Source organism: Nonomuraea sp. NPDC001684, assembly GCF_053596515.1.
Genome location: NZ_JBSFGJ010000232.1, coordinates 1 through 14863 on the forward strand (window position 1 = coordinate 1; position 14863 = coordinate 14863).

The window sequence follows — 14863 nt, forward strand, 5'->3', positions numbered from 1 at the left end:
AGGCGCTCGGCATCCGTCTTCCTCACACCTGGGCCTGATCGAGAAGTCGAGCAAGGTGGCCTCGACGATCGTCCAGTCGAAACGTTTCTTGAAGACCGACAGCCCCAGCTCGACCCAGGCCTTGAGGTAGACCTTGAGCGTGCCGTCGACTGCGAACAGGCACACCGGGTTGCGCAACAAGGTGTTGGCGAACTCGAAGAACCTGAACTTGCCGTCGTTGGTGGGATCGAGCCAGCTCATCGCGACGGTGAGGAAGATCCCTCCGCTCACCCCGGCCCTGGCCAGCAGCAGGTCGACCGCCGCGCCGGCTTCGAGCCGGCCGTACAGGGTGATCACGGGCAGGGGCCTGCCCTGGTCGTCGGTCGTCTTCAGGTACAGGCTGTCGAGGATCCGCAGGTCGACCTTGCCCTGTTCGACGGCCTTGCGGATGCCGTACGTGTCGAAGCCCGCCTTGATCCGCGCCTCGACCCCGGCGGTGCCGGAGATGACCACCATGATGGGCGGCGGAGCGTAGACGGGACCGAAGGACTGGCTGTAGGAGAAGCCGAGGCGCAGCGGCCCGGAGTCGTACTCGACCAGCTCGACGTCCTTGCCCATGAGCAGGCTGAAGATCGACCGTCCGGCGTTCTTCAGGACGGGGAAGCTGAAGCCGGCGTCCTCGCTGTGCTCCATCGGCCCCTGCTCGTCCGCCTTGGCGGACGTCGTGCCCTTCTTGCCCTTGTCGCACGTTCTGGCGCCCTGGTCGAGCGCCGCGAACAGGTCGCCGGTCGCCGGGTCCACGCCCTTGATCAGCGCGTCCGCCACGTCGGGCGAGTTCTCGGTGGTGAGCGCCCGGTCACCGGCGACCGTGAAGCTGCCGATGGGGATGTGCAGTTCGCCCTGGCAGTCGGGCAGCGCCGAGACCACCTTGAGTATCCCGATCATCCGCTCGATGAACTTCGTCGTGCTGTCGCCGCCGATGGTGTTGTACGCCTTGGCGATCGTCATCAGGCTCACGTCCTCGCCGCCCGCCGCCCGGCTCATGTCGGACAGCACGGGGATGGGGGCGTAGAGCTGGTCGATCACCGGTCTGACCGGGTCTGTGATCTTCTTGACCTGGGTCACCACCGGGCCGAGGACGCTGCGGAAGAAGTCGCCGGCCTCCAGGTTCACGTTGTTGAAGGCGATGTTCAGGTTGGCCGGGTCGGGGGAGCCGCCCTTGGTGAGGTCCCAGTCCAGGTCGAAGTCGCCGAACAGGCCGGGGAACATGGCCGAGCCGGCCGTCACCTTGAAACGCCAGTCCACCGCGACCTTGGCGTGCAGGGAGGTCTCCACGAGGTCGCCGGCGTCGGCGAGCTGGTCCAGGCCGATCCGGCCGACGGGCTTGAGCCCGATGGTGAAGGTGCCCGCGAACAGGTCAGGAGACTGCGCCGAACGGTTCTTCACGGAGATGTCGAGCACGGCCAGCTTGGCGTTGATCTCCTCGGGCAGCGAGACGTTCACGCCGACGGTGGCCCGCGGCCGCCTCGCCTCGGTGGCGTCCAGGTAGAAGCCGGTGGTCCGGTCCAGGCCCACCGTCACCTCCGCGTGCCAGCCGATCTCGGCCCGTACGCCCCTACCCGGCCCCTGTCGCAACGCCAGGCCGGGAATGCCCAGGTCCAGCCGTCGTTCCAGGCCCGCACAGCCCTCGACGCAGCCCTTCTGCGGATCCACGACGCCCTGGCCGAGGCCGACCGTGAACCTGATGCCGGTCAGCTCGTTGGCCTTGGCCGCGTCGCAGGCGGTGGGATCGGCGGGGTCCGGCGCCGCCACACAGGTGATCACGGGCTGCACCCCGGGCCCGACCTTGGGAGCCAGCTCCGCGTTGTACCACTCGCGCAGGTCCTTGCCGGTGGGCACCCGGCCGCCGTTCGGGAGCCGGTCGATCGCGGCCTTGATCTCCACGCGCTTGGCGCCGACGAAGTCGGCCCCCTGCTGGAGGTCGGCACCGACCATCGGCAGCTTGCCGCCGTCCGCGGCCATGCGCATGCCGGTCTCCAGGGCGGTGAGGTAACGGTAGATGCCGTCGCCCAGGTTGGTCCAGTCCAGCTCCAGGCCGGGAGGCAGGGTCGAGAAGTCGAAGGAGGGCAGCTCCAGCCGGTCGATGTCGCCGGGCAGCTTCCTGGTCAGGTCGAACATCTCGGCCAGCGGCGCGGACCTGGGCAGCCGCAGCACGAGCGCGTGCTTGCCGTCCGCGGTCAGCGGGGCGCCGTTGAGGTAGGCGGGCAGGACGGCGCACAGCGCCAGGTCGGTGTCGTCGCGGTGCGGGTCGCGATCGCAGGCGACCGGCTCGCTCGTCTCGTTCAGGGCCAGGTCCAGCCCGGAGAAGAACGCGGCGGGAGTGACCGCCTCCTGCGACTCGCCGCCGTAACGCAGGCTGACGCCGTAACCGAGCCTGACCTGCAGCGGATCCACGCCTTCCTTGCCGACGGCCAGCGGCAGCGGCCCGATGGCGGCCTTGACCGTGCCGTCGAGCCGCGCCGCGGCGTCCAGGTCGAGGCCGGAGTCGGTCTCCACGAGCAGGTCGCGGGCCAGGTCGAAGTCGCGCCTGAGCGCCACGCGCAGGCCGAGGCGCACCTGGCCGCCGATCTCGGCGTCCAGGGTGCCCGACCCGGACGCGGCGACCAGGCTGCGCTCGCCGAAGGAGAAACGCAGCGGCTCCTTCAGCGCCGCCTTCTTGTCGTACGCGAACGACAGCCGCAGCATGCCGTCCTCATAACCGATGCGGACCGGGCCGCCCAGCGCCCTGTTCAGCTCGGCCACCAGCGCCTGAGCGGTGTCGGGCGGGGCGGCGGTCAGCCGGTCGATCGCGTCCCTCAACCGCGAGCGCAGCGCGTAGGCGGCGCCCGCCTCGGGAACGGCCTGGCCGAACTTCTCAGTGAAGGACAGCGTGTGCTCGCCGCACGCGGTCGCGACGGTCAGCACGCGGGTGCCGACCGTCACCCGACGGCCGACGTGCGCCTGCGTGAACGTGCGCGAAGGGTCGGTGACGTAGGCGTTCTCGTTGCCGCAGGCGCCGTCGCCGTAGACGACGCCGGGGCCCGAGCCCATCTCCTCGGCCGCGGCCAGGTCGGACAGCGAACGCCCGAGCAGCGGCAGCTTGGCGGTCATGACCTTGCCGACCGGGCCGCTGCCCTTGACGCTGTCGAGGTACGTGGCCACCGCGCCCAGCGACTTGATCAGCGTGCCGAACAGCGCCCGCGGGTTGTCGGGGTCGAAGGCGAAGTCCTTGACCTTGCCGAGCTGGTCGAACCCGCGGAACACCAGCGTGTCGGGCCGGCGGAGGTCGGGCATTTCCACCTCGCCGGTCACCCGGCCGCCGAAGAAGTCCGCCATCCCCGGCACGCCCAGGGTGAGCCGCGCCTTGGCCGCCGCGTCCACCTGGGAGGTCAGGACGTCGCCCGGCTTGCTCGCCAGCCGCTCGAACAGCCGGGTCAGCGGCACGTCCCCGACGTCCTTGAGCGTGATCTTCACTCCGGCGCGGCCGGTGGGCCCGGACATGGACAGGTCGCCGGTGACCTGAAGGCCCAGGTAGCCGACGACGGCGTTGACGTTCACCGCGGTGAGGACCGACACCTGCGCGTCGAACAGCTCCCCGCCGGTGCGCAGCATGATCCGGTCGGCCGGCCTGGGCAGCTCGGTCACCACGGTCGAGCCGCCGTCCGGGTTGACGTGCCTGTACGGGCACGCCTTGCCCTGGCCGTCCGGCCTGGCCGCGCACTGCTCTCCCGTGGCCGGGTCGGCGAGGTCTAGCACGACCGTGGCGGTGGCGTGGTAGCCGCGCATCACCCCGGCCACCGCGGTGGTGGCGTTGGCCTGGGCCAGCCCGGCGCGGGCCTTGAACACGTCGCCGAAGGAGACCTGACCGATCATGGGATCGGCGCCGGAGATCCGGTACGCGGTCCCGGCGGCCGGCACGCTCCCCCGCCAACCGTCCCCGGCCAGCGTGAGGCTGTCGGCGGTGTTGCCCGCGATCATGCCGGTGGACGTCCCGGCGCTGATCAGGCGGCCCGTGAACTGGCCGGGCGTCCACCGCTGACCGGCGTGCCGGAGGGTGGTGGCGGTGTAGGTCACCCCGGTGCCCGAGCCGCCGCCGGTCAGTCCGGACGGGTTGAGCGGCTCGGGCGCGGGGTTGGCCGAGCGGTCGATGACGAGGGTGAAGGCGATCTTCTTGGCGGCGTCGTCGTAGCCGGCGTCGGCGACCTTGATGATCGCGCCTCCGGGCAGACCGCGGGCCTTGCCCAGCGCGGCGAACAGGTCCTGGATCGAGGTGAAGGTCGGCTGTCCGGTGTTGCCGTCGAGGCTGTCGGCGGCGAACTTGTCGATGGCCTCGGAGATCCGTACGGCGTCGGCCAGGGAGCCGCGCATGAACGGCAGGTCCACGTCGCCCTGATCACCCCAGCGGGCCCGCTGGACGGCGGTGATCGCGTTGGCCAGGTGGGTCAGCCCGTCGAGCAGGTCCTTCGGGGTGAGCGTCTGGAACCGGCCGAGCCGGTCCAGGTCCGCCTGGGTCACGCTCACGGCCGGGCCGCCGGCCGCGAGGTCCGGCCAGCTCACGCCGACGGTGGCGGTGGCGCCCGCCACCTGCGCGCCCGCGAACGGCTGCGCGGTGATCCCCAGCGTGGCCGTCGCCGACCCCTTCCTGGAGAAGGTGAACAGCCCCGCCGCGGCTCCTTCCGAGCCCAGCTCCCGTAGGTCCAGCCTGCCGTCGCCGTCCGGGTCGGCGGCGGTGGCGGTGAACTCGGTGGTGAAGGAGAGCGCCGAGGCCGCCGACAGGTCGACGCCGAGGATGCCGAAGGCGGCGGTCGGCCTGGCCCCGGCGGCGAGCTTGCCGTCGGCCCGCACGGTGACCGTGGCGTCCTTGCCCAGCCAGGCGGACTTCGTGGCGGGGTCGTAGGCGAAGGGCAGTTTCGCGGTGAGCTTCAGCGTGACGTCCACGCCGCCCGAGGTGGTCAGCGAGACCTTCGGCTGGGCGCTGGCGATGGAGATCGGGCGGCCGGCGACCGTCCTGGTGACGTCGAGGGTCAGGTCGAGCCGCCTGATCCCGCCCTGGGTGCTCGCCTTGGCCAGCAGCTTGCCGGCGCGGGGGCCGGACAGCTCGTACTCGTCCTGGAGGTCGTCCAGGGCCGTCAGGTTCTTGAGCTTGTCGTGGACGGCCACCTGGAACAGGTCGCCCAGGCCCAGGGCGTCCTCGCCGCCGGGCACCAGGCCGACGAGCGGCAGTTGCTCGCCCATCGGCCCGACCGCGGCCAGATCGCCGCCGACGGCGGCGACGCGCTCGACCGCGGCCAGGAGCGCAGCGGTCTCCGCATCCGACTGCACGGCCGCGGCGGCAGGAGGCGGCATGGCCGAGATCGATCCCGACAGCACCCCCAGCGCGCACAGGACATTGAGGAATCGCTGCTTCACCATCAGACCCCCGGCACACGAGGCGACACGTCGGGAATCTTTGTAGTGATCGGACTTGTGAACCGTTGGAAGCCCGGACGCCGTGCCCGCAAGGGCATCGCGCGCCGCGTAGAACCGGGAATCGGGTCAGGCCCGCGCGCCGACGTCGACGCGCGGGCGGGTGAACGGACGCCGCGGCCGTCAGAGCACGTCGAACACCATCAGTGCTTCCACTACGGTCCTTCCGCAGCCGGTGAATCCACAGCTCATCATGCAACCGGAGAGCTGGGCTTCCTCCTGGGCGGGAAGCATGTCCAAGGCGGAGATGTCGAGTTCCATGCGGACGACTGTTCAGCACCGACCTTGTGGCTCACATGTGGTCACGGACGCCCCTCGACGATGAGGACCTAAAGGTCGGCGACGGCCCGCTGGTGAGTGCGCGGCTTCGTGGACGCCGATGGGTCCCCGATCACAAGCCGGCCACAAGTCGCCCCCGCTACCTTCGCCCCTGGCGGTCCGGGGCGGCGCGGCAGCGACCCTCCACCGCCGACAGCAGGTGCGCCGCGTCGCCACCGGGCTTCCACATCGCCATGCCCGAGATCGACCGCACCTGGTGACCAGAAGCACAGGGAGGCACGTAATGAAGGAGAGCGCACTCGGCCGCTGTCTGAGCGAGGGCGTCGACACGTTACGCCGTGACGATCCCGTGCTGTTCGACCTGCTCGAAGGCGAGCATCGCCGCCAATCGCAGTCGCTGTCCCTGGTCGCGTCCAGCGGGGGCACCGACGCCAGCGTGCTGGCCGTGACGGGGTCCAGCATCGTGAACGTCACCGCCGAGGGATACCCGGGCAAGCGCTACCACGCGGGGTGTCGTCACGTCGACCAGGTCGAGGAGCTGGCGATCGAGCGGGCCAAACAGGTCTTCGGTGCTCGGTACGTCAACGTCCAGTCTCATTGCGCCAGCTTCGCCAACCACAGCGTGATGCAGTCGCTGCTCCAGCCGGGCGAGACCATCCTCGGCATGTCCCTGGACCAGGGCGGCCACCTCACCCACGGGGCGGCGGTCAACCTGAGCGGCAAACTCTTCAAGGCGCACACGTACGGGGTCGACGACAAGGGCGTGATCGACTACCGGCAGCTCGGCGAGCTCGCCCGCGCGCACCGGCCCCGGCTGATCGTCTGCGGCACCACCTCCTACACCCGTTTGATCGACTTCGACCGCATCCGCGCCATCGCTGATGACGTGGGCGCCTACGTGCTGGCCGACGTCACCCACATCGCCGGACTGGTGGCCGCCGGCCTGCACCCGACCCCCATCGACGCCGCGCACTTCACGACGACGTGCACGTTCAAACAGTTGTACGGTCCGCGAGGCGGGCTGATCATGATGGGCCGCGACGCGGACGTGCTCAGCGACGACGGCGTGCAGACCCTGTCCCGGCGCGTCCAGAGCGCGGTGTTCCCGCTGATGCAGGGCTCTCCCGAGGTGCACACCATCGCCGCGAAGGCCCGTGCGCTCGGTCGGCTGCTGGACCCGGCGTTCCGCGAACTGGCCCTGCGGATCCGCGCCAACGCCGACGCGCTCGCCCGGGCGCTGGCCGGACGCGGTTACGAGGTGGTGGGCGGCGGGACCGACAACCACATCGTGCTGTTCCGCGTCCCGGACGGCCTCACCGGCGCCGCCGCCGAGCGGGCCCTGGAGTTCTGCGACGTTCTGGTCAACAAGAACAAGATCCCGGGCGACACCCGCGGGGCCACGACGACGAGCGGGGTCCGTCTGGGCAGCAACAGCGTTTCGCTCCGCGGGATGGGCCCGTCGGAGATGGAGCGCTGCGCCGAACTGATCGACACGGTGCTCACCCATGTCGCCCTCTCCCCTGACGGCGGCCTCACCCTGCCGGACCCGGTGCGCGAGCGGGTGACCGCCTCCGTACGAGACCTGTGCCGCGCCTTTCCGCTCCCCTACGCATTCGTTCGCCCGAACCAGGAGGTCCACTGAAATGGATGATGGCAGGAAGTTGGAAGCACGGTGGCTGACCTGGGACGAAGCCGGGGAAGCGATGCTTGACCTGCGCAGACGCGTGTTCATGGACGAGATGAACTGGCCGGAGAAGAGAATACATCGCGACCGGGATCCGGACGGCCTGCACCTCTGCGCCCTTTCCGACGGGGAGATCGTCGCCGCCATTTCCGCGTACGTCTACGAGCCGGGAGCCCCTGAACTGGCCGCCTTGAAACTGTCCACCACGGACGGGCCGACGGTCGGAATAGGCATGCGGGTGGAACTCCCGGAATACCGGGGCCGGCTGGTCACCGCGGAGCTCGGAACCTCCATGGTGCGGCAGATCTGCGAATCGCTGTCGCCGTCCCAATTCTTCGTCTACGTCCACGCCGACACGCTCCTGCACCTCGTCGACCGGTACGCGAGAAGGAATTTCACCTATCACGCCCAGGCCGGCTCCGGCGAGGACACCGTGGTGGTGATGAAGGTGGAGGGCGAGGAAGAACTCGAAAGATTCTATTTGCAACACCGAGAGCTCACGAGGAAATACTCGGCCGATGGCGGCATTCCCGTGCCCTCGCTGGTCCACTTCCTCGCCGAGAACAAGTGGGAAGACCTCTTCGCGGTGACCGCCCTGAACTCGGAGAACCATTACCTGAGACAGCTACGCCTCAGGACGGAGACGCCCCGCCTCGCCTCCCAGGGGCAGGTGATGCTCGCCGAGCAACGACAGCGCCTGGCCAGGACGCCCTTCCCGTCCGCGCCCGCGTCGCTCGTGGACCTCGGGAGCGGGCCGGGAGACTATCTGGCCGCCATCGCCAAGCAGGCCCCCTTCGCCGGCTATCAGGTGCGCGGCATCGAACCCGCCCCCGAACTGCTCACGAGAGCCCGGTCGGCATATCCGGAGCTCGACTTCCGCGAAGGCAGCGCGTACGCCATGGGCGAGCGGGACTCGTCACAGGACGTGGTCACCGCGACCTTCGTGTTCGTCCATCTCCGCAGCCCGGACCTCGCGCTTCTGGAAATACGACGGATTCTCCGGCCCGGCGGCCTGCTGTACGTCGTCGACGTCAACGACGCCACCCTCGCCGGTCCGGAGATCGTCCGGCGGATGATGCAGACCTACAACCGAACATATGCCGGCGACCGGCTGCTCCTGAACGACCTGCCGAGGCGTGCCCAGGAGTTCGGCTTCGAGCTCGTCCGGCATTTCTCGACGACGCTTCGCGACGGCGGCGGCGCCCGACCGGTTTTCGGCAAGGACGAGATCCGGCTCGGGAGACAGGACGCCTGGAGCCTGCTCTCGTTCGTGCGCACACAGACCGGCTGCGAGGAGGTCTTCGACGAGGCGCAGAAACACTATTTCGCCACGCAGTGCCAGATCAGCCTGAATGTCGAGACCCAGATCTATCGGCTTCGAACCGAAATGGCGTCGCCGGAGAATCCGCAGGCGCGATAGAAGGCGTGGGTCGCGGGTCTGCGGGAGCCGGTCATCAGCATCGCCTTGGAGCAGCCCGCGTCCCATGCCCGTCCAGGTCATCCGGCTGCAGTTGCCGGTAGAGGCGGACGATGTGCTCGAAATCGTCAAGCCGGGACTCGCGGAGCTTGCGTGGAGCATGGCGACGCGCCGAGCCCGTCCCTTGCCGCGCCGCCACCTGAACGCGGGTCGGCGGACGACGGCGCGGACGAGGAGGCGCTGCAGACTCGTCCATCGGGAACGCCGCGGAGGCTGGCAGCCTCCGCGTCTTTGCTGGGAGTCACAGATGCGACGGAGGTTGCGTCCACGGGAGTGGTGTACGAGTTTGACCTGGTCAACAGGTGTGTCGTCGTGAAATGGTGACGGCCATCGCGTGATCTTTCGAAGGCGCAAACCAAGATCGAAGGAGAACACGTGATGGCCGCGGACAACAGTGTGACGCCCGGGCAGTGGCTGGCGCAGCAGATCGACACCGGCGACCCCGACTTGTTGCGATCCATGGTGAAGACCGTGGCCGAGACGTTGATGTCAGCCGAGGCCGACAGCATGTGCGGGGCCGGTTATGGCGAGCGCAGCAACGAGCGTCGAGCCGAGCAGGCGCTGATCAGCGTGGTCGCCACCAGCTACCTGCTCGGCGTCTCGACCCGGCGCGTCAATGCCGTTGCCTTATGGCGGTTTGCCAGCGAGAGTGACGGTCGGTAGTAGAGTCGATGGCGAGGAAGAGCGTGAGCCGGGTCTGAGGCGGGCGAAGCGGGCGCTGACGCGTTTGAGTCTGCGCGGGCAGTGCCGATGGCGTCTGTCCTCGACGGGGCAATGCCGTTGCGTTTGCATGCATAATGGAGTAGCTCCATCACTATGGGTGAAGAAGGCTGTCCAGAGGTGGGATTGAGCGTTCTCACGCGATGGTGCCCGCCGGAGCTGATAGATGCGGCCATCGCCAAGTGCGGGCGGTATGAGCAGAGACGTCGCCTGCTCTCGACCCGGACGATGGTCTACTTCGAAATGGCACGCTGCCTGTTTCCGCATCTGGGCTACGAGCACGTACTGCGCGAGCTGGTACCCGCCGACGCCGAAGACACCGGCCTTTGGCACGTCCCCAACAAGTCCTCGCTGTGTCGTGCCCGGCGACGCGTGGGGCCAGCCGTGCTGCAGGAAGTCTTTGACCAGGTCACCGGCCCGATGGCCAGCCTTGATACATGCCCATCAGCATTCTGGCGAGGACTTCGACTCACTGCATTCGACGGCACCGCGCTTGCCGTTGCCGACACCCCAGCCAACGCCGCAGCCTTCCTGCGCAAAGGCGCTAACATCCTGGAGAAATACGGATATCCGCAGGTAGAGCTCGGTGTCTTATTCGAGATCGGGACACACTCGATCATCGCTGCAGCGGTCGGCGAACGTGACGACAACGAGATAACCCTTGCCAGCCAACTCGTGCCAGCCACCGGTCCGAACACCCTCGTGCTAGCCGATCGCAACATGCTGGGTGTCGAGTTATGGCATGCCTTCACCAGCACCGGCGCCCACCTCCTGTGGCGCATCCGGCCCAAGGTGGCCCGCCATCGCGTCGGTGACCTGCCCGACGGCAGCTACCTCGCCACCGTGCGCATCGGCTCGAACCGAGCCAAGCAACGCCGACGAGCCAACCGCGACATACCCGCCCAGGTCACCGTCCGCGTCATCGAATACCACCTCGGAGAAGGGCAGGAACTCTACCGACTGGCCACCTCATTACTCGATCCCACCCTGGCTCCAGCCAGCGAACTGGCCTTCCTCTATCACCAACGCCCCTTGCCCACTGAAGTGGTAGACGGTCGACGACTTGTCCATCAGCTTCCAGCCCCCGCCGGACACCGCGGCCAACGTGGCATACATCCCGGGCGGCGCCTGGAAGGTGCCGTCGCCCTTCGGTGCGAACCTCAGTCGGCGGCCATCGGGGTAGGTCACCAGCAAGGACGTGCTTGGCTCCATTTGGATGCGCATGTCGTACCGGGTGGACCAGCCGGCGCCGAACAGGCCATCACGCCGGGCGTCCAGGCTGTTGTAGGTGCGCGCAACCGTCAAGGCCGGTCCTACGGTCGCCACGGAGGCGTCCACCACTGTGGTGGTGTAATTTCCCGTAACGGCCTGGTACTCCTGACCACCGATGTCGCGGTTGGCCAGCTGTGAGCCGATCGTCGGCTGGCGGACCCCAGTGACGAACGTCCGGTACGCCGAAGACGCCGTGCCGCTCCACGCGTCGGTGACGTCCACCCTCCAGGCATAGGTGGTGCCCCACTTGAGAGCATCCGTGGGGACTGTCCATCGGTTCACGCCTGACGGGAGCGTCCCTGATAGCACAGGCAAATTCCAGGATCCGTCATCGTTCTGACGGAAGCAAGGGGTGCCGTTAACGGACGTGTCACCAGCCCCAAACGCGGATGATCATGACCGGTGAGGAAGCTGTAATGCCCGCCCAGCCCCGACGGATCTTCTGGCATGGAGCGCGCGGCGTTAGGCATTGACGACCTGGTCGAGCACTGGACGGTCCTTGAGGACGAGATGGTCCTCATCTCCGGCAAACGCGGTGCGACACGGCTGGGGTTCGCGCTCTTGCTGAAGTTCTACACCCAGCACGGCCGCTTCCCCCGCGGCCGGGCCGAGCTGCCGGACGAGGCCGTCGAGCATGTCGCCCGCCAGATGAAAGTTCCCGCCGCCGACCTCGGCTTGTACGAGTGGAACGGCAGCACCATCGAATACCACCGCACGCAGATCCGCGCCCACCTGGGCTACCGGATGTGCAGCGTCGCCGACGCCGACAAGCTGACCGACTGGCTCGCGGCCGCCGTCGCGCACGCCGAGCGCAACCCCGACCGCGTCCGGGATGAGCTGCTCGGGCAGTGCCGCCGCGAACGGATCGAGCCGCCCACTCCGGCCCGGGTGGCGCGGATCGTGCGTTCGGCGCTGCACACGGCGGAGGCCACCTGGTTCGCCCGGATCGCAGCGCGCATCGACGCGGCCGCTCGGGCCCGCCCGCTGGCTTTGGTCGCAGCGGCCACCGGCGATGCCCCGCGGCCGGGCGGCGCCAAGCACGAGCTCGGAGCCGAGGATCAGCTGGGAGCCGCTGAGGAGCCGGGCGTCGACGAGCGGGGCCTCGACGATGAGGAGGCCGATTCGGTGTTGGCGCTAATCAAGGCGATGCCGGGCAACGTCAGCCTGGAGTCGATGCTGACCGAGATCGGCAAGCTGAAGGCCATCCGGGCGATCGGTCTGCCGCGCGGGCTGTTCTCCGACGTGGCGCCGAAGGTGCTGGCGGGCTGGAAGGCGCGGGCGATGGTGGAGTCGCCCTCGCATCTGCGTCGCCGGGCGGACAGCTCGCCGGCGGGTGCGGTGACGCTGCTGGCGGCGCTGGTGGCCGAGCGGGAGCGGGAGATGACCGACAACCTGGTCGACCTGCTGATCGCCACCGTGCATCGGATCGGGGCGCGGGCTGAGCGCAGGGTGACCGAGGAACTTGTCAACGCCTTCAAGCGGGTCTCGGGCAAGGAGAACCTGCTGTTCACGATCGCCGATGCGGCGCTCGCGGAGCCGGACGGCACGGTGCGGCAGGTGGTGTTCCCGGCGGTGCGCGGCGGCGAGGAGACGCTGCGCGAGCTGGTCAAGGAGTTCAAGACCAAGGGGCCGATCTACCGGCGCACGGTGCAGACCACACTCAAGGCCTCCTACACCGGCCACTACCGGCGCGGCCTGATCGAGCTGATCGAGGTGCTGGAGTTCGCCTCGACCAACAGCGTGCACCGGCCGGTGATCGAAGCGCTGCAGCTGGTGCGGCGCTACGCCAAGGCGGGCAACATCACCTACTACCCGGCCGGCGAGGCCCCGCCTGCGTATCGCGGCCCCCAGGGCGACTGGTCGGATCTGATCTATCGCCAGGACACGCGCGGCCGGAGCCGGGTGGCGCGGATGGTGTACGAGGTGGCCACCTTCCAGGCGCTGCGCGATCAGCTGCGGTGCAAGGAGATCTGGGTGGCCGGGGCGGGCCGTTGGCGCAACCCAGATGAGGATCTGCCGGCCGACTTCGAGGCCCGCCGTGCCGAGCACTACGCCGAGCTGCGCAAGCCGCGCGACCCGCAGGCGTTCTGCGACGCGCTGCGCCAGGAGGTGCGCGATGCGCTGGCCGAGCTCGATGCGCGCCTGCCCGGCCTGGCGTGGCTGCAGATCGCCGAACGCAAGTCCGGCGCGATCAAGCTGTCCCCGATCGAGGCCGCGCCCGAGCCGCGCAACCTGCGCCGGATCAAGAACGAGGTCGCCCGCCGGTGGAGCGCCGTCCCGCTGATCGACGTGCTGAAGGAGGCGATCTTGCGAACCGGCTGCCTGGAGAAGGTGGCCGCGCTGACCGGTGGCGGCCATCTGGACGGGCAGGTGCTGGCCGAGCGGCTGATGCTGCTCATCTACGCCTACGGCACCAACTGCGGGATCCGTTCGGTCACCTCCGGCGCGCACCCGCACAACGAAGAAGAGCTGCGGTACGTGCGGCGCCGCTATCTGAGCGCCGAGGTTGCCCGCATGGTCGCGGTCGAGATCGCCAACGCCACCTTCGCCGCGCGCGATGCCGGGCTGTGGGGCGCCGGATCCACGGCGGTCGCCTCCGACTCCACCCACTTCCGGGCCTGGGATCAAAACCTGTTCACCGAATGGCACTCGCGCTACGGCGGCCGCGGCGTGCTGGTGTACTGGCACGTCGAGCGCGGCTCGGTGGTTGTGCACTCCCAGACGCTGAAGGCCTCGGCCTCGGAGGTGGCCGCGATGGTGGAGGGGGCGATCCGGCACGGCACCACGATGAAGGTCGAGGGCAACTACGTCGACTCCCATGGCCAGTCGGAGATCGGCTTCGGCATCACGCGGCTGCTGAACGTCGACCTGCTGCCGCGGATCAAGCAGATCAACCACGTGCGGCTGTATCAGGCCGAACCGGGCGACGCCGCCCGCTACGGGCGGCTCGCGCCGGCGCTGACCCGGCCGGTGCGCTGGGACCTGATCGCCCGGAATTACGATCAGGTGATCAAGTACGCCACCGCGATCCGGACCGGCACCGCCTCCACCGAGGCGATCTTGTCGCGGTTCACTCGCTCGGCCTCGCACCCGGCCTACCAGGCGATGCTGGAGATCGGCCGTGCCCAGCGCACTGTCTTCGTGGCCCGCTACCTGTGTGATCGCGACCTGCAGCGCGAGATCGAGGAGGGCCTGAACGTGGTGGAGGCGTGGAACGGCGCCAACGCCGTCATCTGCTACGGCCGGGGCGGGGAGATCTCCACCAACCGGCGCGAGGAGGTGGAGATGACCGCGCTGTGCCTGCGCATCCTGCAAGCCGCGCTGGTTTACGTCAACACCCTCATGCTGCAGGACGTGCTGGCCGAGCCCCAGTGGGCGGACCTGGTCACCCCTGCCGACCGGCGCGGCCTGACCCCGCTGTTCTGGCAGCACGTGCGCCCCTACGGCGAGGTCCGGCTGAACCTGAACGCGCGCCTGAGCATCGGCGCGTTGTCTGCCGGGCTGTGAGCGTCCTGCCCGTGACCGGCCTGCCCGACCCCTGAGGCCGGGCGGGCCGTGGCAGGGTCTTGGCACCTTGATGGTGTCGATCTTGTCTAGGGGTTGGAGTTTCTTCCTTGCTGCCGGGGCCCAGTCAGTGGGCAGCGCCCAGTTCGATGAACAGGACGCCGACGATGATCAGGCCGATCCCCAAGGCCATGACCTTGGTGAGCGGCTCGCGAAACAGGAGGCGGGAGGTGATCGCGGTCAGGGCCACGCCGGCCGCGGCCCATATGCCGTAGGCCACGCCCAGAGCCATGCCCCCGTCCAAGGCGAGGGTGAGGAAGGCGAAGGCGGCCACGAAACCCGCGGCTACCGCGAGCAACCACGCCTTGTTGCTACCACTCTTCGGCCGCCGACTGAGGCAACTGAGGACCGAACGCGGCCTGACGCTCGCAGCCCTCGCGGGC

General features: G+C 69.0%; 6 protein-coding genes and 3 pseudogenes. 5 read left to right on the forward strand and 4 right to left on the reverse strand.

Annotated features, from left to right (window positions below; all coding sequences use genetic code 11):
* Both ACWCSD_RS31795 and ACWCSD_RS31800 read right to left on the reverse strand, forming a co-directional pair.
* Window positions 1-5430: pseudogene (locus ACWCSD_RS31795) on the reverse strand (hypothetical protein); the annotation flags it as partial.
* A gap of 177 nt (window positions 5431-5607) precedes the next feature.
* On the reverse strand, window positions 5608-5745 hold the full coding sequence (locus ACWCSD_RS31800; RefSeq protein ID WP_397166734.1) for an ALQxL family class IV lanthipeptide: 138 nt from the start codon (window positions 5743-5745) through the stop codon (window positions 5608-5610).
* A 301-nt stretch (window positions 5746-6046) separates the two neighbouring features.
* Between ACWCSD_RS31800 and ACWCSD_RS31805 the strand changes: the two genes are divergently transcribed.
* The 4 genes and pseudogenes from ACWCSD_RS31805 to ACWCSD_RS31820 form a co-directional block, all read left to right on the forward strand.
* Window positions 6047-7405, forward strand: coding sequence for a serine hydroxymethyltransferase (locus tag ACWCSD_RS31805; protein WP_449920344.1), 1359 nt, complete (start codon window positions 6047-6049; stop codon window positions 7403-7405).
* A 1-nt stretch (window position 7406) separates the two neighbouring features.
* On the forward strand, window positions 7407-8867 hold the full coding sequence (locus ACWCSD_RS31810; RefSeq protein ID WP_449920346.1) for a methyltransferase domain-containing protein: 1461 nt from the start codon (window positions 7407-7409) through the stop codon (window positions 8865-8867).
* Between the two features lie 435 nt (window positions 8868-9302).
* A pseudogene (locus ACWCSD_RS31815) lies at window positions 9303-9542 on the forward strand (transposase); the annotation flags it as partial.
* A 198-nt stretch (window positions 9543-9740) separates the two neighbouring features.
* Window positions 9741-10661 (forward strand): annotated as a pseudogene (locus ACWCSD_RS31820) (IS4 family transposase); the annotation flags it as partial.
* On the opposite strand, the gene ACWCSD_RS31825 reads toward ACWCSD_RS31820, so the two are convergent.
* Entirely contained in the window at window positions 10617-11225 is a 609-nt protein-coding gene (locus ACWCSD_RS31825; protein WP_449920355.1) for a DUF6531 domain-containing protein, read from the reverse strand. The pseudogene ACWCSD_RS31820 and the gene ACWCSD_RS31825 overlap by 45 nt on opposite strands.
* A 138-nt stretch (window positions 11226-11363) precedes the next feature.
* Between ACWCSD_RS31825 and ACWCSD_RS31830 the strand changes: the two genes are divergently transcribed.
* Complete coding sequence (locus ACWCSD_RS31830) at window positions 11364-14423, forward strand: Tn3 family transposase (RefSeq protein WP_449920349.1); 3060 nt, start codon at window positions 11364-11366, stop codon at window positions 14421-14423.
* A 124-nt stretch (window positions 14424-14547) separates the two neighbouring features.
* On the opposite strand, the gene ACWCSD_RS31835 is transcribed toward ACWCSD_RS31830, so the two are convergent.
* A partial coding sequence (locus ACWCSD_RS31835; RefSeq protein ID WP_449920352.1) for a DMT family transporter occupies window positions 14548-14863 on the reverse strand: 316 nt, incomplete at its 5' end.

Excerpts from the sequence above, each read along its gene's own strand:
- ACWCSD_RS31800 (WP_397166734.1), bottom strand. The coding sequence starts at position 5,745 with ATGGAACTCGACATCTCCGCCTTGGACATGCTTCCCGCCCAGGAGGAA.
- ACWCSD_RS31805 (WP_449920344.1), top strand. The coding sequence starts at position 6,047 with ATGAAGGAGAGCGCACTCGGCCGCTGTCTGAGCGAGGGCGTCGACACG.
- ACWCSD_RS31810 (WP_449920346.1), top strand. The coding sequence starts at position 7,407 with ATGGATGATGGCAGGAAGTTGGAAGCACGGTGGCTGACCTGGGACGAA.
- ACWCSD_RS31830 (WP_449920349.1), top strand. The coding sequence starts at position 11,364 with ATGGAGCGCGCGGCGTTAGGCATTGACGACCTGGTCGAGCACTGGACG.